The following is an 18601-nucleotide window of genomic DNA, read 5'->3' as shown; positions in this document are numbered from 1 at the left end:
GTCGGGAGGAAAGATGGAAACTGTAGTTGGTCTAACCGCTATCGCTGTTGCACTGTTGATCGGCCTGGGCGCCCTGGGTACTGCCATTGGTTTCGGCCTGCTGGGCGGCAAATTCCTGGAAGGCGCCGCGCGTCAGCCAGAAATGGTTCCAATGCTGCAAGTTAAAATGTTCATCGTCGCCGGCCTGCTCGACGCCGTGACCATGATCGGTGTTGGTATCGCTCTGTTCTTCACCTTCGCGAACCCTTTCGTTGGTCAACTCGCCGGTTAATCACTCGTTTTTCGAGTGATTGGTGTGTTGTGCAACGAATGAGCGAGGTATTGGCGTGAACATTAATGCAACCATTATTGGTCAGTCCTTAGCGTTCTTGATTTTTGTCGTTTTCTGCATGAAGTTCGTATGGCCTCCGGTCATCGCAGCTCTGCACGAGCGTCAGAAGAAGATCGCGGATGGACTGGACGCTGCAGCCCGAGCAGCTCGCGACCTGGAGTTGGCCCAAGATAAAGCGGGTCAGCAACTGCGCGAAGCGAAAGCCCAAGCAGCCGAGATCATTGAGCAAGCCAAGAAACGCGGTAACCAGATTGTTGAAGAGGCTGTTGAAAAAGCCCGTATCGACGCTGACCGTGTGAAGGTTCAGGCTCAGGCCGAGATCGAGCAGGAACTGAACGGTGTCAAAGATGCCCTGCGTGCCCAACTGGGTGCTCTGGCCGTCGGCGGTGCTGAGAAGATCCTGGGCGCCACAATCGATCAAAACGCGCACGCGGAGCTGGTTAACAAACTGGCTGCTGAAATTTAAGCGAGGGCGATCATGGCAGAATTGACCACGTTGGCCCGACCTTACGCTAAGGCAGCCTTCGAGCACGCCCAGGCCCACCAGCAGCTGGCCTCTTGGTCAGCCATGCTCGGCCTGGCTGCAGCAGTGTCGCAAGACGACACCATGCAGCGCGTGCTCAAGGCCCCGCGACTGACGAGCGCAGACAAGGCCGCCACGTTTATTGACGTGTGCGGCGACAAGTTTGATGTGAAAGTGCAGAACTTCTTGCACGTCGTTGCCGAAAACGACCGTCTCCTGCTTTTGCCGGAGATTGCCGCTCTGTTCGACCTGTACAAGGCCGAGCAAGAGAAGTCGGTAGACGTTGAAGTCACCAGTGCTTTCGCATTGAACCAAGAACAGCAAGACAAACTCGCCAAGGTTCTCAGTGCACGACTCGACCGGGAAGTGCGCCTGCAAGTTGCGGAGGATGCCACCCTGATTGGTGGTGTCATCATTCGCGCCGGCGACCTGGTTATCGATGGTTCGATTCGCGGCAAACTCGCGAATCTTGCCGAAGCATTGAAATCTTGAGTTTGAAGGGGCAGCAGAGCAATGCAGCAACTCAATCCTTCCGAAATAAGTGAAATTATCAAGGGCCGCATCGACAAGCTCGATGTGACCTCCCAAGCCCGTAACGAAGGCACTGTCGTCAGCGTATCTGACGGTATCGTGCGGATTCACGGTCTGGCCGACGTAATGTACGGCGAGATGATCGAGTTTCCGGGCGGCGTCTTCGGTATGGCCCTCAACCTGGAGCAAGACTCCGTAGGTGCCGTTGTATTGGGCGCTTACACCAGTCTGGCTGAAGGCATGAGCGCCAAGTGCACTGGCCGCATCCTGGAGGTTCCGGTTGGTAAGGAACTGCTGGGTCGCGTAGTCGACGCACTGGGTAACCCTGTTGACGGTAAAGGTCCACTGGGCAACACCGAGACCGACGCGGTCGAGAAAGTTGCTCCAGGCGTGATCTGGCGTAAGTCGGTAGACCAGCCTGTACAGACTGGCTACAAGGCTGTCGATGCCATGATCCCTGTCGGCCGTGGCCAGCGTGAGCTGATCATCGGTGACCGTCAGATCGGTAAAACCGCTCTGGCCATCGACGCGATCATCAACCAGAAGAACAGCGGCATTTTCTGCGTCTACGTAGCGATCGGTCAGAAGCAATCGACCATCGCCAACGTGGTTCGCAAGCTGGAAGAAAACGGCGCCCTGGCCAACACGATCATCGTGGCTGCCAGTGCTTCGGAATCTCCTGCGCTGCAATTCCTGGCACCGTACTCCGGTTGCACCATGGGTGAATTCTTCCGCGACCGCGGTGAAGACGCGCTGATCGTTTATGACGATCTGTCCAAGCAAGCAGTGGCTTACCGCCAGATTTCCCTGCTGCTGCGCCGTCCACCAGGCCGTGAAGCTTACCCAGGCGACGTGTTCTATCTCCACTCCCGTCTGCTGGAGCGCGCATCCCGCGTTTCGGAAGAATACGTAGAGAAGTTCACCAACGGCGCAGTGACCGGCAAAACCGGTTCCCTGACCGCACTGCCGATCATCGAAACCCAGGCTGGCGACGTTTCTGCGTTCGTTCCGACCAACGTGATTTCCATCACTGACGGTCAGATCTTCCTGGAATCGGCCATGTTCAACTCGGGCATCCGCCCAGCAGTGAACGCCGGTGTTTCGGTATCCCGTGTGGGTGGTGCCGCTCAGACCAAGATCATCAAGAAGCTCTCCGGTGGTATCCGTACCGCTCTGGCTCAGTACCGTGAATTGGCGGCATTCGCCCAGTTTGCTTCTGACCTGGACGAAGCGACCCGTAAGCAACTTGAGCATGGTCAGCGCGTTACCGAGCTGATGAAGCAGAAGCAATACGCCCCAATGTCGATCGCTGACATGGCGTTGTCGCTGTATGCCGCTGAGCGTGGGTTCCTGACCGACGTTGAAATCGCCAAGGTTGGCAGCTTTGAACAAGCGCTGATTGCTTACTTCAACCGCGATCACGCCGAATTGATGGCGAAGATCAACGTGAAGGGTGACTTCAATGACGATATCGACGCTGGCATGAAAGCCGGTATCGAGAAGTTCAAGGCCACCCAAACCTGGTAAGCCGCAGCGGGAGCCGCAAGGCTCCCGCTTGCTAACCTGATAGGTGTTACATGGCAGGCGCAAAAGAGATTCGCAGTAAGATTGCGAGCATCAAAAGCACGCAAAAGATTACCAGCGCCATGGAAAAAGTGGCGGTCAGCAAAATGCGCAAGGCACAAATGCGCATGGCTGCTAGCCGTCCTTATGCGGAGCGTATCCGCCAGGTAATTGGGCATTTGGCCAACGCCAACCCGGAATACCGCCACCCATTCATGATCGAGCGTGAAGTCAAGCGCGTCGGTTATGTGGTTGTGAGCAGTGACCGTGGTTTGTGCGGTGGTCTGAATACCAACCTGTTCAAGGCCCTGGTCAAGGACATGGCGGTAAACCGCGAAAACGGCGTCGAGATCGATCTGTGTGTTGTTGGTAGCAAGGGTGCGGCCTTTTTCCGCAACTTCGGCGGTAACGTCGTTGCAGCTATCAGCCACCTGGGTGAAGAGCCGTCGATCAATGATTTGATCGGCAGTGTGAAGGTGATGCTGGATGCATACCTGGAAGGCCGGATTGACCGCCTCTCCGTGGTATCCAACAAGTTCATCAACACCATGACCCAGCAGCCAACCGTGGAGCAATTGATTCCACTGGTGGCGACTCCGGATCAGGAACTCAAGCACCACTGGGACTACCTCTACGAACCAGACGCCAAAGAGCTGCTTGACGGCTTGATGGTGCGCTACGTGGAGTCGCAGGTGTACCAGGCGGTGGTCGAGAACAACGCAGCTGAACAAGCAGCGCGGATGATCGCGATGAAAAACGCTACCGATAACGCCGGTGATCTGATCAGCGATTTGCAGCTGATCTACAACAAGGCGCGTCAGGCTGCGATCACCCAAGAGATCTCGGAAATCGTCGGCGGCGCTGCCGCGGTTTAACGGTTCAAATATTCAGAGGATCCAGCTATGAGTAGCGGACGTATCGTTCAAATCATCGGCGCCGTTATCGACGTGGAATTTCCACGCGACAGCGTACCGAGCATCTACAACGCGCTGAAAGTACAAGGCGCGGACACTACTCTGGAAGTTCAGCAGCAGCTGGGCGACGGCGTAGTTCGTACCATTGCGATGGGTTCCACCGAAGGCTTGAAGCGCGGTCTGGACGTAATCGACTCTGGCGCAGCCATCTCCGTACCGGTCGGTAAAGCGACCCTGGGCCGGATCATGGACGTACTGGGCAACCCGATTGACGAAGCTGGCCCGATCGACACCGAAGAGCGTTGGGGCATTCACCGTCCAGCACCTTCGTTCGCCGAACAAGCTGGCGGCAACGACCTGCTGGAAACCGGCATCAAGGTTATCGACCTGGTTTGCCCGTTCGCCAAAGGCGGTAAAGTCGGTCTGTTCGGTGGTGCCGGTGTAGGCAAGACCGTAAACATGATGGAACTGATCCGTAACATCGCCATCGAGCACAGCGGTTATTCCGTGTTCGCCGGTGTGGGTGAGCGTACCCGTGAGGGTAACGACTTCTACCACGAGATGAAGGACTCCAACGTTCTGGACAAAGTGGCACTGGTTTACGGTCAGATGAACGAGCCGCCGGGTAACCGTCTGCGCGTAGCACTGACTGGCCTGACCATGGCCGAGAAGTTCCGTGACGAAGGTAACGACGTTCTGCTGTTCGTCGACAACATCTACCGTTACACCTTGGCCGGTACTGAAGTATCCGCACTGCTGGGCCGTATGCCTTCCGCAGTAGGCTACCAGCCGACCCTGGCTGAAGAGATGGGCGTTCTGCAAGAACGTATCACTTCGACCAAGGAAGGTTCGATCACTTCGATCCAAGCGGTATACGTACCTGCGGATGACTTGACCGACCCGTCGCCTGCGACCACCTTCGCCCACTTGGACGCCACCGTCGTTCTGTCCCGTGACATCGCTTCCCTGGGTATCTACCCAGCGGTCGATCCACTCGACTCGACTTCGCGCCAGCTGGACCCGAACGTGATCGGCCAGGAGCACTACGACACCGCTCGCGGCGTTCAGTACGTGCTGCAGCGTTACAAAGAACTGAAGGACATCATTGCGATCCTGGGTATGGACGAGCTGTCGGAAGCCGACAAGCAGTTGGTAAACCGTGCTCGTAAGATCCAGCGCTTCTTGTCGCAGCCGTTCTTCGTGGCTGAAGTCTTCACCGGTGCTTCGGGTAAATACGTTTCCCTGAAAGACACCATTGCTGGCTTCAAAGGCATCCTCAACGGTGACTACGACCACCTGCCAGAACAAGCGTTCTACATGGTCGGCGGCATCGAAGAAGCGATCGAGAAAGCCAAGAAACTGTAATCCAGGCGCCCGGTAACGGGCGCTCATCAGGTTGAGGCAATCAGATGGCTATGACAGTCCATTGCGATATCGTCAGCGCGGAAGGGGAAATTTTCTCCGGTCTGGTCGAGTTTGTTACAGCGCACGGCGACCTGGGTGATCTTGGTATCGCCATGGGTCATGCCCCGCTGATCACAAGCTTGAAACCAGGTCCGATCACGCTGACCAAGCAAGGCGGGGAACGTGAGGTGTTTTACATCTCCGGTGGTTTCCTCGAGGTTCAGCCGAACATGGTCAAGGTACTTGCCGACACCGTGCAACGTGCTGGCGACCTGGATGAAGCCTCCGCTCAGGAAGCCGTCAAGGCTGCCGAGAAGGCCCTGAACGAAAAGGGTGCCGACTTCGACTACAGCGCTGCTGCTGTACGTCTGGCCGAGGCTGCAGCTCAGCTGCGCACGCTCCAGCAGATCCGCAAGAAGTAAGCGGCCATGCCGTCATGCTTTATGCGCGATTGATTAAAAAGGGTAGCCTCGGCTACCCTTTTTCTTTTTTTGCAAAACACTTCTCTGGTCTGAAGTCGGACCGCCCAGGATTGGTAGCCACTCATGTCTCTTGAAATCGTCATTCTCGCCGCAGGCCAGGGCACCCGTATGCGTTCGGCCCTACCCAAGGTGCTGCACCCGGTGGCCGGCAACTCCATGCTTGGTCATGTTATCCACAGCGCCCGGCAACTCGACCCGCAGCGCATCCACGTGGTGATTGGCCACGGTGCCGATGTGGTCCGTGAGCGCCTGGCCGCGGATGACCTGAATTTCGTTTTGCAGGACAAACAACTCGGCACCGGCCATGCCACCGCACAAGCCGTGCCCTTCATCACTGCCGACACCGTGCTGATCCTGTACGGCGACGTACCGCTGATTGAAGTGGAAACCCTGCAACGCCTGCTCAAGCATGTCGTGTCTGGCCAGATGGGCCTGCTGACCGTTGAACTGGATGACCCTACCGGTTACGGGCGCATTGTGCGCAAAGCCGACGGCAAGGTCGCGGCCATCGTTGAGCACAAGGATGCCAGCGAAACTCAGCGCGCCATTACCGAAGGCAACACCGGGATTCTGGCGGTCCCTGCCAATAAGCTCGCCGACTGGATGAGCCGTCTGTCTAACAACAACGCCCAGGGCGAGTACTACCTCACCGACGTCATCGAGATGGCCGTGAGCGATGGCCTGCTGGTCGCGACCGAACAGCCACACGACCCGATGGAAGTGCAGGGCGCCAACGACCGCAAGCAGCTTGCAGAGCTTGAACGTCACTACCAGCTGCGCGAAGGCCGCCGCTTGATGGCCCAGGGCGTGACCCTGCGCGACCCGGCGCGCTTCGATGTGCGTGGCGAAGTCACTGTCGGCCGCGACGTGCTGATCGACATCAACGTGATCCTCGAAGGCCGCGTGATCATCGAAGACGACGTGGTGATTGGCCCGAACTGCGTGATCAAGGACAGCACCCTGCGCAAAGGCGCGGTGGTCAAGGCCAACAGCCATATCGACGGCGCCGTGATGGGCGAGGGCAGCGATGCTGGGCCGTTTGCGCGGTTACGTCCGGGCACAGTGATGGGGGCCAGGGCGCATGTGGGTAATTTCGTCGAGTTGAAAAACGCGAAAATGGGCGACGATGCCAAGGCCGGCCACCTGGCCTACTTGGGCGATGCGGTAATCGGTGCTCGCAGCAACATTGGTGCAGGCGCAATCACCTGCAATTACGATGGCGCTAACAAGTATCAGACGACGATTGGCGAGGACGTATTCATCGGCTCCAACAACTCCCTGATTGCACCCGTCACCATTGGTGATGGCTCGAATACGGCAGCGGGCTCAACCATCAACCAGGATGTGGATAAGTCCCAACTGGCTGTCGCCCGTGCCCGCCAACGCAACATTGATGGCTGGAAACGCCCGGTCAAATTCAAAAAGACCTGAGTTATCCACAATCTGTCTGGCTGAACGCTGCCTCCTGTGGGAGCTGGCTTGCCTGCGATAGCGGTCTGGCATTCAACATTTATGTTGCCTGACACTCCGCTATCGCAGGCAAGCCAGCTCCCACATTTATTTTGGGGTGTGCACCTAAAAATTTAGCACGCCCCACTTGACGATGTTTCGCCAATAGGTTTTGATTGCCTTCGTTATCTTTCGAAACGAAACTTACCATCACCATGTCGAAACGAAATACCCCCCAACGACGCCACAACATCCTGACCTTGCTCAATGAACAGGGCGAAGTCAGCGTGGACGAATTGGCCAAGCGTTTCGAAACGTCGGAAGTGACCATCCGCAAGGACTTGGCTGCCCTCGAAAGCAACGGCCTGCTGTTACGCCGTTACGGTGGCGCAATTACAATGCCCCAGGAACTGGTCGGCGACGCCGCCCAACCCATCTCGATCTACAAGCGCGCCATCGCCCGTGCCGCCGTGACGCGCCTGCGCGAACACGCGCGCATCATCATCGACAGCGGCAGCACCACCGCCGCGATGATCCCCGAACTGGGCCACCAGCCCGGCCTGGTGGTGATGACCAACTCCCTGCACGTGGCCTGCGCCTTGAGCGAGCTGGAGCACGAGCCGGTGCTGTTGATGACCGGCGGCACCTGGGACCCGCATTCGGACTCGTTCCAGGGCCAGGTCGCCGAGCAAGTGCTGCGTTCCTATGACTTTGATCAACTGTTTATCGGCGCCGACGGCATCGATCTGCAGCGCGGTACCACCACCTTCAACGAACTGCTGGGCCTGAGCCGCGTCATGGCAGAGGTCGCCCGTGAAGTGGTGGTGATGGTCGAATCCGACAAGATCGGCCGCAAGATTCCCAACCTGGAACTGCCCTGGAGCAGCGTCCATACCCTTATCACCGATGATCGCCTGCCGCTTGAGGCCCGCGACCAGATTCAAGCCCGCGGCATTACGCTGATATGTGCGGCAATCATCTAGGAGAAACACCATGTGTGGCATCGTAGGCGCAGTCGCTGAACGCAACATCACTCCCATCCTGCTCGAAGGCCTCAAGCGCCTGGAATACCGTGGCTACGACAGCGCCGGTGTGGCCGTCTTCTCCAACGCCGGCAAGCTTGAGCGCATGCGTCGCCCGGGTAAAGTCAGTGAACTGGAGCAAGCCCTGGCCGGTGAGCCGTTGGTTGGCCGTCTGGGCATCGCCCACACCCGTTGGGCTACCCACGGTGCGCCGTGCGAACGCAACGCCCACCCACACTTTTCCGGCGACCTGGCGGTGGTGCACAACGGCATCATCGAAAACCACGAAGTGCTGCGTGAGCAACTCAAGGGGCTGGGCTACGTATTCACTTCGGACACCGACACCGAAGTCATCGCCCACCTGCTGAATCACAAGCTCAAAGACCTGGGCGACCTGACTGTCGCCCTCAAAGCCACCGTAAAAGAACTGCACGGCGCCTACGGCCTGGCCGTGGTCAGCGCCAGCCAGCCCGATCGCGTGGTTGCCGCCCGCAGTGGCAGCCCGTTGGTGATCGGCCTGGGCTTGGGTGAGAACTTCCTGGCTTCCGACCAGTTGGCCCTACGCCAGGTCACCGACCGCTTCATGTACCTGGAAGAAGGCGATATCGCTGACATCCGCCGTGAAAGCGTGCAGATCTGGGACGTTAACGGTCAGTCTGTCGAGCGTGAAGCGGTGCAATACCGCGACGGCGCCGAAGCCGCCGACAAAGGCGAATACCGCCACTTCATGCTCAAGGAAATCCACGAGCAACCGGCCGTGGTGCAACGCACGCTGGAGGGTCGCCTGGGCGACAAGCAAGTGCTGGTCAACGCCTTTGGCCCACAAGCCGCCGAGTTGTTCGCCAAAGTGCGCAATGTGCAGATCGTGGCTTGCGGCACCAGCTACCACGCCGGCATGGTTGCCCGTTATTGGCTGGAAGAACTGGCCGGCATTCCATGCCAGGTCGAAGTGGCCAGCGAGTTCCGCTACCGCAAAGTGGTGGTCCAGCCTGACACCCTGTTCGTGACCATCTCGCAGTCCGGCGAAACCGCCGACACCTTGGCCGCCTTGCGTAACGCCAAGGAGCTGGGCTTCCTCGCCAGCCTGGCGATCTGCAACGTCAGCATCAGCTCCCTGGTGCGCGAATCCGACCTGACCCTGCTGACCCAGGCCGGTCGCGAAATCGGCGTGGCCTCCACCAAAGCCTTCACCACCCAGCTGGTCGGCCTGTTGCTGCTCACCCTGTCCCTGGGCCAAGTACGTGGCACCCTCGCCGCAGGTGTTGAAGCCACCCTGGTCGAAGAACTGCGCCGCCTGCCAACCCGCCTGGGTGAGGCCCTGGCCATGGACAGCATCGTGGAAAAAGTCGCCGAGCTGTTCGCCGACAAAAACCACACCCTGTTCCTCGGCCGTGGCGCGCAATACCCGGTGGCAATGGAAGGCTCGCTCAAACTCAAGGAAATCTCGTACATCCACGCCGAAGCCTACCCGGCCGGCGAGCTCAAGCACGGTCCATTGGCCCTGGTGGATGACGACATGCCAGTCGTCACGGTCGCGCCAAACAACGAACTGCTGGAAAAGCTCAAGTCCAACCTGCAGGAAGTCCGCGCCCGTGGCGGCCAACTGGTGGTGTTCGCCGACGAGAAAGCCGGCATGACCAATGGTGAAGGCACCCACGTCATCAACATGCCGCACATCAACGACACCCTGTCGCCGATTCTCTACACCATCCCGCTGCAACTGCTGTCTTACTACGTCGCCGTGCTCAAGGGCACTGACGTTGACCAGCCGCGCAACCTGGCGAAGTCGGTGACGGTGGAGTAATACGGCACGCGCCTGGAGGCCCTTGGGGTCTCCAGGTTCCAGCGAAAGGATGCGACCTCGATGCAACCCTCTTCCCAGATTCACGCACGTTTGAACAATCGCCGGTTTGCGGTCGCAAACAATACCCAAGGTCTCTCAGGTACGGGCACGGTGTTTCATTACCTTGTCGATGGCGATGCCATCTCGAGCACTTACCAAGGCGCAAGGATTCGTCTGGGCCAGCAGGTCGGGCGTGTAACCGGCCCTGATACCATCGAGTTGCTTTATCAGTGCGTGACGACAGAAGGCGCACTACTGGCCGGTTGGTCTCGTGGCACGGTCGACGTCGACCAGGCCGGGCGTACCACGCTGAGCTTCGTCTGGGGGTGGTTATCGGGTGCGACGGGAGGCGGGGAGTCAAGCTACGTTGAACTTGCTGAGTGCGACAACCACTCCTAAGGCACAAACTCCACCCGCAACCCCCGGCTCGCACTGCGCCCCTGATCATCACTGACTCGCAACCGATACTCCCCCGACTTGCCCGGCCGCCAATTCAGTGTGGTTTGCGGCGGCCCTTGGCCGATCAAGGTTTGATCAGCGAACCAGTACAACGTCGCCGCATCGCTGGCCGCATTGGCATTCAGCGGGATGCTTTCCTGCGGTTGGGACAGGCGCAGCTGATAGCTCACCTGAGTCAGCGGCGAACGAATTTGCGGCGCTTCGCTCTGGTCGCTGATGCGGTTGGGTTGGCAGTTTTTCATCACGTTGGGCGGCGTGCGCCGCGGCAGGCCGGCGGCGCGGTATAGGCGTTGCACGTCGCTGGGCCAGAACTCGAAGACTTCTTCGCGGGTGTATTGCGCCTCGAACGGCGGGCAGGCGGCTTTACCGGTGCGGGTGTCGATCAGCACCGGGCGGTGCAGGTTGGACACGCGAATCGGCGAGACGCCGGGGATATACCAAGTCTTGCGGGTTTGCGGGCACCAGCGGTTGGGCAACTCGCCGGAGGCGGCGCAGATGTCGATGCGCACCAGTCCGGCGGGTGGCTTGTCGGGTTTGATCACCACATTCGGCAGGGCCAGGGGCAGGGCGTCGGCGATGCGGAAAAACAGCGGCGCAGCCGTCTTGGCGCCGATAAACGCCGGGTTTGGCCGGCCATCAAAGTTGCCCACCCACACCACCAGCACGTACGGCCCGACCAGGCCTGCGCTCCATGCATCATGGAACCCCCAAGAGGTGCCGGTTTTCCAGGCGGTGCGCCAGTGGCGGCCAGGCAAGCCATCCGGGCGTGGGTTGCGACGCAGCATGTCGCGCACCATGAAGGCGGCTTGGGGCGTTAGCAGTTGGGCGCCGGTGGTCTGGGGCTGTTCCTGCAAATAGCGCAAGGGCCGCAAGTGCCCGTCACCGGCCAGCATCACATACAGCCGCGCCAGTTCTTCCGGGGTCATCTCACCGCCGCCGAGGGCCAACGCCAGACCGTAGTGGCTTTCGTCGCGCAGGCCTTTGATACCGGCGCGCTGCAGCAATCCATATAAGGACGGCGACTTAACCTGGCTGGCCAGCCACACCGCCGGGATATTTCGACTACGGATCAACGCATCCCGGGCTGTCAGCGGCCCGACAAAACTGCCGTCGAAATTTTCCGGCTGAAAGTAGCCGAAATTACTTGGCAGATCCTTGAGGATACTCATCGGGTGGATCACCCCCTGGTCCAGCGCCAGGCCGTACAAAAACGGCTTAAGCGTCGACCCCGGCGAGCGTCGCGACAGCACTCCATTCACTTGACCGTGGAGGCTTGTGGATAAGTAATCCGCCGACCCTACCAGCGCCTTGACGCTCTGGTCGCGGCTGTCGATCAGGATGGCCGTAGCGTTTTCCACACCGGTGCTGCGCCGCTCGGCGATAAACCCGGTGATCAGGCGTTCGAGTAACTGTTGCAAGGGCAAGTTGAGGGTGCTGTTCAACTCGTTGCCGGGCTGGGATGCCAGCAATTGCTCGCTCAGGTGCGGCGCCAGGAAAGGAATCTGCTGGCGGTTGCGCGCCTCCAGAGGCAGGTCCAACAAACTGTCGTTACGCGGGTCCTGTGGATAAGTCTCGCGCCAGTCAGCCATCAAGCGCAGCCGCGCGTTTTGCAATGACGGCCCGAAGCGCGCACGTCGCCCCGGTTGCTGCGGGATCACCGCCAACGCCAGCGCTTCGGACAACGACAACTGCGCCGCCGACTTACCAAAGTAGATACGGCTGGCCGCTTCGGCGCCCTCGATATTGCCGCCCATGGGCGCCAGGTTCAGGTAGGCCTCAAGAATATCGTGCTTGCTGTAGCGTGCTTCCAGCCATAGCGCCAACGCCATCTGCTGCAACTTGCCTGGCACTTGGCGGGTGTTCAGATCCCACAAGCGCCGCGCCAGTTGCATGCTCAAGGTCGACCCGCCCTGGCGTTGGCCACCGCTGTAGGTGGCCAGGGCTGCGCGCAGCAACGCCGGGGGATTGATCCCCGGGTGCCAGTAGAAATTACGGTCTTCCTTGAGCAGCAAGGCCTCGACCAATGACGGCGACATGCGCTCCAGCGGCAGCCACAGACGGTATTGCCCGTCATCCGCCAACGTCATGCGCAGCAGCGAGCCGTCGTCGGCCAATACCACCCGTGACGAGGTCACGGCCTGTTCCAGCGGGGCATGGGGCCACAGCCGCAACCCCGCCAGTAGAACCGCCGCTGCCAGCAGCGGCGTCAGGCGCTTAAGGCTTGGTAATTTCAAGCTGGCCTACTTTGCCTCGCCCTTGCAGGGTGGTTTCGTACATGCCTTCGGCGTAGGCCGGTGGCGTATTGAAGGTGCCGGCGTTGGTGGCGCGCACACGGTAGACGAAAGTGCCTACATCGCGCAGCGCAGTGCCGTACAACACCACTCGATCATCACGCACGTCCACATAGTCCGGCTGCCAGGTGCTCAGCTCGGTTTCGCCGATGGGCGCTTGCCATGCGTCCGCTTCCTGGCTGTCTTCTTCCACGTATTCGGACGCTTCGCCTTCACCTTCCTCACTGCTGGCGGCTTCCGGCTCCGGCGGCAAGTTATACACAGGCTCTACGCCACCCGGCAGCAAGTCGACCACGGCCACTTGCTGCACCTGATCACGGTCTGTAGCACGCAGACGCAGGCGCACCAGGAACTCATCACCTACCGCCACCTTGCTCACCGGCTCGCCCTTGAGGTCGAGGTATTCGTGGATGATTTCCAGGCCATTGTTGATCGGCTTGAGCTTGGCGCCCTTGTCGAAACCGGCTTCGCTGAGCATGTAGAACGCGGCCGGGCCATCGGATTTTTCCATCACCAGCTTTTGCGTGGTGCCTGGCACGGCGGCGCGCGGTGGCTGACCGGCCATCTCCAGCAATTGCTGCTGCTTGTCACCCAGCCAGGCGGTGGCCTTGAGGGTCATGTCGCTTTGCGCGCGCTGGCCATAGTTGTCCAGGGCGCGCAGCAACAGCGCCGCCGACAGCGAGTTGTAACGCTGCTCATTGAGGCGCTTGCCGAGTTTATCCAGCAAGGCCGTGGGCACATCGTCCATCAGCTCGGGGAAGTGGCGCGCCAGCAGGTGCAGGTGTTCGGCATCATGCACCAGCGGGTCGTAATACAAACCGTCGCTGTCCCACTTATCCACAAGCGAACGCCATGGGATTTTGCGGAACAGTGCATCGGCCTGGCGATCCTGCTTGAGCAATTTGTAGCTGGCAGCCAGGTAAGCGGCGCCCAGGTCGTTCTGCCAGGTGTCCTTGAAGTAGCTCTCGTAGCGCTCGCGGATATCGCTCAATGCACCACTTACCAGAATCCCCTGACGGCTCAGCAGGTAACTGGCGTAGGCGCGGTTGCGCAATTCCGACAGGCCTTCGCTAGGACCGTTGGCCAGGTCTGTCAGATACGCGTTCGAGCGCACCAGCAGATCTTCCGGTACCGGCAACCCGCGCTCCTTGGCTTCGATCAGGAAGTCGGTGGCGTACAGGCTGGCGTACGGCGCCACGTCCGGGTTGGCTGCCCACAAACCGAAGCCACCGGCCTGGTTCTGGCGTTGGCGCAGCATGCGCACGGCACTGCTGAAGGCTTGTTCGGCTTCCGGTGCGTTACCGCCCCAGATCAACGCCGGCATGGCCTTGGACACCCATTGCTCGGTGCAGGCATAGCCGTAGTCATCCAGGTAATGCTTGAGGCCATTGGCCCATACCAGCGGCGAGGCAGCCACGCCCAGTTGCACGTCACGCAGCTGGCTGAACAGTTCGCGAGTAGGTTTGAGTTCTTTGCTGGCGCTGTCGAAACGGCCCAGGCTCAGTGCCACGCGATGTTCGCTCAGCGGGCGGATCGAGGTAGTTTCCGCCACCTGGATACGCTTGCCGTTGGGCAATACGGCGACAAAGCGCAGGTCAGCCGAACCGAGGATTTCACCCACCTTGATCTTGAACTCGGCCGTGCCTTCCTTGCGCGGTTGCAGTGACAACGTGCTGCCCTTGTCGCCCTGTACCTTCAGGCCATCGCTGGTCTGAAGTTCAAACTTCACGTCCGCCGCTGCATCGAGGTTGCTGAACACCCCGGCGCTGACGTTGAACACATCCCCCGGCGCCACAAAGGCCGGTACGTTTGGCGTGATCACGATCGGCCCGCGCACCTCGGTATTGGCTTCGCTGACACCGACGCTGTCGCTGTCCACTGCCACCGCAAACAGGTGCAGCTTGCCGTTGAAGCTGTCCGGCACCTGGTAATGCAGCAGGGTTTCGCCGGCTGGCAGGTCTACCAACCCAGACCACCACGCCACGGGCGGCTGATGTTTACGCTTGAATGGGTTGAGGTGATTGGCCAGGGCGCCTTCCGTATCGCCACCGGGCGCCGCCCCACTCAGCAGGCGGCTGAATTCCGGCAGGATCAGGTCAAGGATCTGACTGGTGCCTACCTCCAGCGCACGCTTCTGGAAGAAGAAGCCCAGCGGGTCCGGCGTCTGGTAGCGCGCCACTTGCAGGATGCCTTCATCTACCGCGTACACCACTGCGCGGCCCGGGCGGTCGGCGGTGACCTTGATATCCAGCATCTGCCCCGGCTCGATTTTCGCCGGGCCTTCAACCTTCAGCGCCATGCGTCGCGCATCCAGGTTGATGCTGAACGGCACCACACCATAGGACAGCGGGCTCATGTACACCTCGGCCGAACCCATATCGCGCACAAACTGCACGTTGACGTAGGCATTGCCCTCAAGCCCTGCCGGCACACGGATATGTTGCACGCTGTTGGTGCTGTCGGCCTTGAACCACTGCTGGGTGTAGACCTTGTCGCGCTCGATGGTGATCAAGCCGGCGCCGGTGTAGGGCGCACGGATGCTGATGGCGATCTCATCACCGGTGGCGTAGCTGCGTTTATCCAGGCGCAGTTGCAGCTCGGCGTTGCGTTCCAGTGAGCGCGAAGTGTTGCCACGCCCGGCCACGCTGTAGTCGATCTGGTTGAGCAGGTTGCCGTTGGCGTCTTTGAGTTGCAGAGTGAAATCGCCCGGGGTTGCGGTGTTCAGGGTCTGCTTAGCGCCTTGCGCGGTCATCACCAGTGGCTGCGCCGGCTGGCTGATGTTCTTGATGCGCGACTCGTACTTGTAGGTGCCGTTGGACTGTTTCACCAGCACCGACACATAACGGTGTTCGACCACTTCGCTGGTCAGGCCGTCCACCGCCAGCGGCGTAAGGTCTGGCGCGACAGCCAGCCATTGCACCTGGCGCGGCGCGTCTTTGGCGACGTACGACAGCGAATCCTGACTTTTCACACCGACCAGGTAGGGCGCGGATGACACCAGCAAGGCACTCTGCGCCGCCACATTGCGTCCGCCTTCGGCTTCGAACACCTGGGTCATCACCTGCAGGCGATAGGTGCTGTTGGCGAAGCGTTGCAGGTTGAGGTCGAGCACGGCCTGGCCGTTGTCGTCGACGGTGGTTTCAGCCAGGTCTTCGGTGCTGGCCTCTTCCAGGGAGTCGTTGAGGCGGAAACGGTAATCGGGGTAGCGATCAAACGCCGCGAGCGTTGGGCTCAGGGACATTTTCGCGGTGACGCGGCGGCCGGACGCCGGGGCGCCGAACAGGTGCATAGCGGTGACTTTGGCCACCACTTGGTCCGGTGGAATCCAGCCCTGCACAGGCGTGTCGTGCAGGCTCAGGCTGACCTTCATGCGGTCCGGCTCGAAGTCGCGGACCTTGAAGCTCACGCTGCCCAGGTCGGTGCGGGTCTGCTTCTGGCCAATCAGTTGCAAAGTAGCGGTGTACTCCCCGGCAGGGGCCACTTCGCTGCTGGGGAAATCAAAGGTTTCAAAGCCGCTGGCGGACAGCTTCAACGGCTGGCGGATGACTTCCAGGCCACGCGGGTCGGTGATTTGCAGCTCCACCGGCAGGCCTTGCAGCGCGCCTTTCCAGTTGCCGCTGCGCACGATCATGCCCAGGTGCGCGGTTTCGCCGGGCCGGTACAGGCCACGGTCGGTAAACAGGTAGGCGCTGAGGCGATCAATCGCACCGTCTTCTTCCAAACCACCTACGTCGAAGCGCGACAAATCCAGTTGCTGGGACTGGCGGGCAATCGGCAGGAACGACTGGTCATTACCGCGCGTGACCACATACATCAGTGGCGTTTTCTCACGACGCAGTTCATCCAGCTTGGCGAAATGCGCGTGGCCTTCGCCGTCGGTATGGCCGCTGGCGACCGGCAACCCGTTGCGACCGATGATATCGACTTGGGCGTCGGACACCGGCGAGCCGTTGCCGATGGACTGCACATACACATCGTGGCTGCCATCGCTGGAGCGCTTGGCGATGATGCCGAGGTCGGTCACTACGATAAAACGCAGGTCGCTGGTGCTGTTGTGCTCGTACTCGAACGTACGCTCGGCGGGGTCATCCTGCGGGCTGAGCTTGAGGACAAAAATACCGCGACGTCCGCCATTGGCGGTGAGGTAGTGGCTGAGGTCCACATTGTCGTAGACGGTTTTTGCCGGGTCATTGGATGACAGAGGAATATCCAAAGACTGACGCTCGACCATGCGATCGAAGTACTCATTGCCAAAGTTCGGCCGCGCAAAGCTGCCGCTGCTCTGGTCCACCAGGTGTTGCAGCTGGTTGGGCAATAGGCGGGCGATTTCCACATGGGCGCCGGGCACGCCACGGGCCATGAAACCCAGGCGTTTTTCGCCATTGAGGCTGAGCAAGGCGCCGTCAGACAAGAACTGCAAGGTACGTGGGTACGCCGGCATGCTGATCAGCGACGCCGTAGGATTTTTTGCCAGGTAGCCACCGATGGCTTCCAGGTTGGCGGGCACTCGTACGTACACCGCGCGACCGGCCGGGGCCTTGAATTTGAAGGCGTGCAGGGTGTTCAGCGGCTCGACGCTGGGCACGTGGGTCAGGTTGACCTTGGTGCTGCGGGCGAGCAGGGCGTCGTCAATCTCGTTGCTGTTGTAGGGGCGCGTGTCGTCCTGGGCTTTTTCCGGCAACAGCCAGGCCTGAACCTTACCGGCGATGGTGTCGTCGGCGACGGCGCTGGAGCTGCTGAACATCAGCACGGGTTCCGGTTCGCCACGTTCGTTGTCGACAAAACTCACTTCGGCCCCGGTAAAGGTCAGGCGATAACGACCGGGTACGGTGACCTCCGCCACCAGCGGTGCGCTGCTGGCGTTGCCGCCGTCGCGGGCCTTGATGCCTTCGTCGAGCTTGGCGCTGACCGGCGTGCTTTCCAGGGGCGTGGCGAGGGCGGCGGAGCGTACGTAGGCGTTGAGCTTTTTCTCGTCGAAGGTGATTTCCGGGCGGTTGGGCAACTGGGCGTCGCGGTAGGCCAGGCCTTTGCCAAGGGTCACCGTTACGCGTTTGCGTAGGTTGTCTTCATCCACAGGGTGGGAAAAATGGAAGGTGGCCACCAGCTGTTTCAGCGTCGGGTTGGACGGGTCCTGGTACAGCTCGTTTTGCGCCAGGGTGGCGCGGAACGGTTGGGTGGAAAACTGCGTGCTGTACTGGTCCAGTAACACGCCGTCGGCCAGCAGGTTTTTCTTGGCCAGGTCCAGGGTGTAATGGGCGTCGATGGGCCAGTCTTTCTCAGGTACGAACTGCAGGGTACGGTCGTCGGACCAACGCCAGGTGCCCGCAACCGCAGGGTTGAGGGTAATGCCATCGGTGACCGGTTTGCCGATGGCCGCCAACGGGGCCACGGATTCGCCGAAACGCACCTGCAAGTTATCCACAACCGGCGGCTGCTGGGTGTAGTCGGTGAGGTTCGGTTTGTGCAGCGAATAGCTCGCGGTGTGCGGCTGCGGCAGGTTGGAATACCAATGCCAGCCGTAGAACCCGGCGGCGGCCAGCAGGATGAGGCCTAACACGCCGGCACCGGTCTGGCGCGGATAAGCGTGGGCTTTGCTGCCCAGGTTCGCCAACCCACGGCCGGTAGCGCGCAGCCAAAGCGGCGGATGCCATTGGCCAAAGACGGCCCCCACCACTGTCAATAACGCGCCGACAATACGGCGGCTGATCGCTTTGAACGAATCGAACATGGTGAGCATCCCTGGCTAAGTGCGGCGTATCTTACACGCGTCTTTGATACAAAAGATGACG

At 60.3% G+C, this 18601-nt stretch carries 13 protein-coding genes; 11 read left to right on the top strand and 2 right to left on the bottom strand.

The genetic code is table 11. The features are described 5' to 3' along the window. The first annotated feature begins 13 nt into the window (after positions 1–13). The 11 genes from atpE to BFP95_RS12150 all read left to right on the top strand — a co-directional run bounded on the left by atpE (position 14) and on the right by BFP95_RS12150 (position 10461). Positions 14–271: a F0F1 ATP synthase subunit C gene (gene atpE / locus BFP95_RS12200; RefSeq protein ID WP_002555987.1), complete on the top strand. Its 258-nt coding sequence runs from the start codon at positions 14–16 to the stop codon at positions 269–271. A gap of 55 nt (positions 272–326) precedes the next feature. Then, complete coding sequence (locus tag BFP95_RS12195) at positions 327–797, top strand: F0F1 ATP synthase subunit B (RefSeq protein ID WP_008439543.1); 471 nt, start codon at positions 327–329, stop codon at positions 795–797. Positions 798–809: 12 nt separating this feature from the next. Beyond that, on the top strand, positions 810–1346 hold the full coding sequence (locus BFP95_RS12190; protein ID WP_049710821.1) for a F0F1 ATP synthase subunit delta: 537 nt from the start codon (positions 810–812) through the stop codon (positions 1344–1346). Between the two features lie 21 nt (positions 1347–1367). Further along, positions 1368–2912 (top strand): F0F1 ATP synthase subunit alpha, encoded by a 1545-nt coding sequence (atpA, locus tag BFP95_RS12185; RefSeq protein ID WP_053127456.1) that lies wholly within the window; start codon positions 1368–1370, stop codon positions 2910–2912. Between the two features lie 50 nt (positions 2913–2962). Continuing rightward, positions 2963–3823, top strand: a complete 861-nt coding sequence (gene atpG / locus BFP95_RS12180) for a F0F1 ATP synthase subunit gamma (protein WP_028618578.1) — start codon at positions 2963–2965, stop codon at positions 3821–3823. A gap of 27 nt (positions 3824–3850) precedes the next feature. Beyond that, complete coding sequence (atpD, locus tag BFP95_RS12175) at positions 3851–5227, top strand: F0F1 ATP synthase subunit beta (RefSeq protein ID WP_057725772.1); 1377 nt, start codon at positions 3851–3853, stop codon at positions 5225–5227. Between the two features lie 44 nt (positions 5228–5271). Further along, complete coding sequence (locus tag BFP95_RS12170) at positions 5272–5688, top strand: F0F1 ATP synthase subunit epsilon (protein ID WP_003195825.1); 417 nt, start codon at positions 5272–5274, stop codon at positions 5686–5688. Positions 5689–5811: 123 nt separating this feature from the next. Continuing rightward, complete coding sequence (gene glmU, locus BFP95_RS12165; RefSeq protein ID WP_065910156.1) at positions 5812–7179, top strand: bifunctional UDP-N-acetylglucosamine diphosphorylase/glucosamine-1-phosphate N-acetyltransferase GlmU; 1368 nt, start codon at positions 5812–5814, stop codon at positions 7177–7179. A gap of 233 nt (positions 7180–7412) precedes the next feature. Then, on the top strand, positions 7413–8180 hold the full coding sequence (locus BFP95_RS12160; RefSeq protein WP_065910154.1) for a DeoR/GlpR family DNA-binding transcription regulator: 768 nt from the start codon (positions 7413–7415) through the stop codon (positions 8178–8180). Positions 8181–8190: 10 nt separating this feature from the next. Next, positions 8191–10023, top strand: coding sequence for a glutamine--fructose-6-phosphate transaminase (isomerizing) (gene glmS, locus BFP95_RS12155; protein ID WP_065891284.1), 1833 nt, complete (start codon positions 8191–8193; stop codon positions 10021–10023). Between the two features lie 60 nt (positions 10024–10083). Then, complete coding sequence (locus BFP95_RS12150) at positions 10084–10461, top strand: hypothetical protein (RefSeq protein WP_065875569.1); 378 nt, start codon at positions 10084–10086, stop codon at positions 10459–10461. Here the strand turns inward: BFP95_RS12150 and pbpC are convergent. Together pbpC and BFP95_RS12140 are read right to left on the bottom strand one after the other, a co-directional pair. Next, a complete protein-coding gene (pbpC, locus tag BFP95_RS12145) occupies positions 10458–12755 on the bottom strand; it encodes a penicillin-binding protein 1C (protein ID WP_065910152.1) in 2298 nt (765 codons plus the stop codon). The genes BFP95_RS12150 and pbpC overlap by 4 nt on opposite strands. Further along, entirely contained in the window at positions 12736–18540 is a 5805-nt protein-coding gene (locus BFP95_RS12140; protein ID WP_065910148.1) for an MG2 domain-containing protein, read from the bottom strand. The genes pbpC and BFP95_RS12140 overlap by 20 nt, the downstream gene beginning before the upstream one ends. Positions 18541–18601 lie beyond the last annotated feature (61 nt).

The organism is Pseudomonas sp. 58 R 12 (assembly GCF_900005865.1).
In the GTDB taxonomy this organism is placed as follows: domain Bacteria; phylum Pseudomonadota; class Gammaproteobacteria; order Pseudomonadales; family Pseudomonadaceae; genus Aquipseudomonas; species Aquipseudomonas tritici.
The sequence above is the reverse complement of the archived record's forward strand: the minus strand, read 5'-3'. Positions and strand labels throughout refer to the sequence as shown.

Bases quoted from the DNA above. Each gene is read 5' to 3' on its own strand.
- atpE (WP_002555987.1), top strand. From the start codon at position 14: ATGGAAACTGTAGTTGGTCTAACCGCTATCGCTGTTGCACTGTTGATC.
- BFP95_RS12190 (WP_049710821.1), top strand. From the start codon at position 810: ATGGCAGAATTGACCACGTTGGCCCGACCTTACGCTAAGGCAGCCTTC.
- atpA (WP_053127456.1), top strand. From the start codon at position 1,368: ATGCAGCAACTCAATCCTTCCGAAATAAGTGAAATTATCAAGGGCCGC.
- atpG (WP_028618578.1), top strand. From the start codon at position 2,963: ATGGCAGGCGCAAAAGAGATTCGCAGTAAGATTGCGAGCATCAAAAGC.
- atpD (WP_057725772.1), top strand. From the start codon at position 3,851: ATGAGTAGCGGACGTATCGTTCAAATCATCGGCGCCGTTATCGACGTG.
- BFP95_RS12170 (WP_003195825.1), top strand. From the start codon at position 5,272: ATGGCTATGACAGTCCATTGCGATATCGTCAGCGCGGAAGGGGAAATT.
- glmU (WP_065910156.1), top strand. From the start codon at position 5,812: ATGTCTCTTGAAATCGTCATTCTCGCCGCAGGCCAGGGCACCCGTATG.
- BFP95_RS12160 (WP_065910154.1), top strand. From the start codon at position 7,413: ATGTCGAAACGAAATACCCCCCAACGACGCCACAACATCCTGACCTTG.
- glmS (WP_065891284.1), top strand. From the start codon at position 8,191: ATGTGTGGCATCGTAGGCGCAGTCGCTGAACGCAACATCACTCCCATC.
- BFP95_RS12150 (WP_065875569.1), top strand. From the start codon at position 10,084: ATGCAACCCTCTTCCCAGATTCACGCACGTTTGAACAATCGCCGGTTT.
- BFP95_RS12140 (WP_065910148.1), bottom strand. From the start codon at position 18,540: ATGTTCGATTCGTTCAAAGCGATCAGCCGCCGTATTGTCGGCGCGTTA.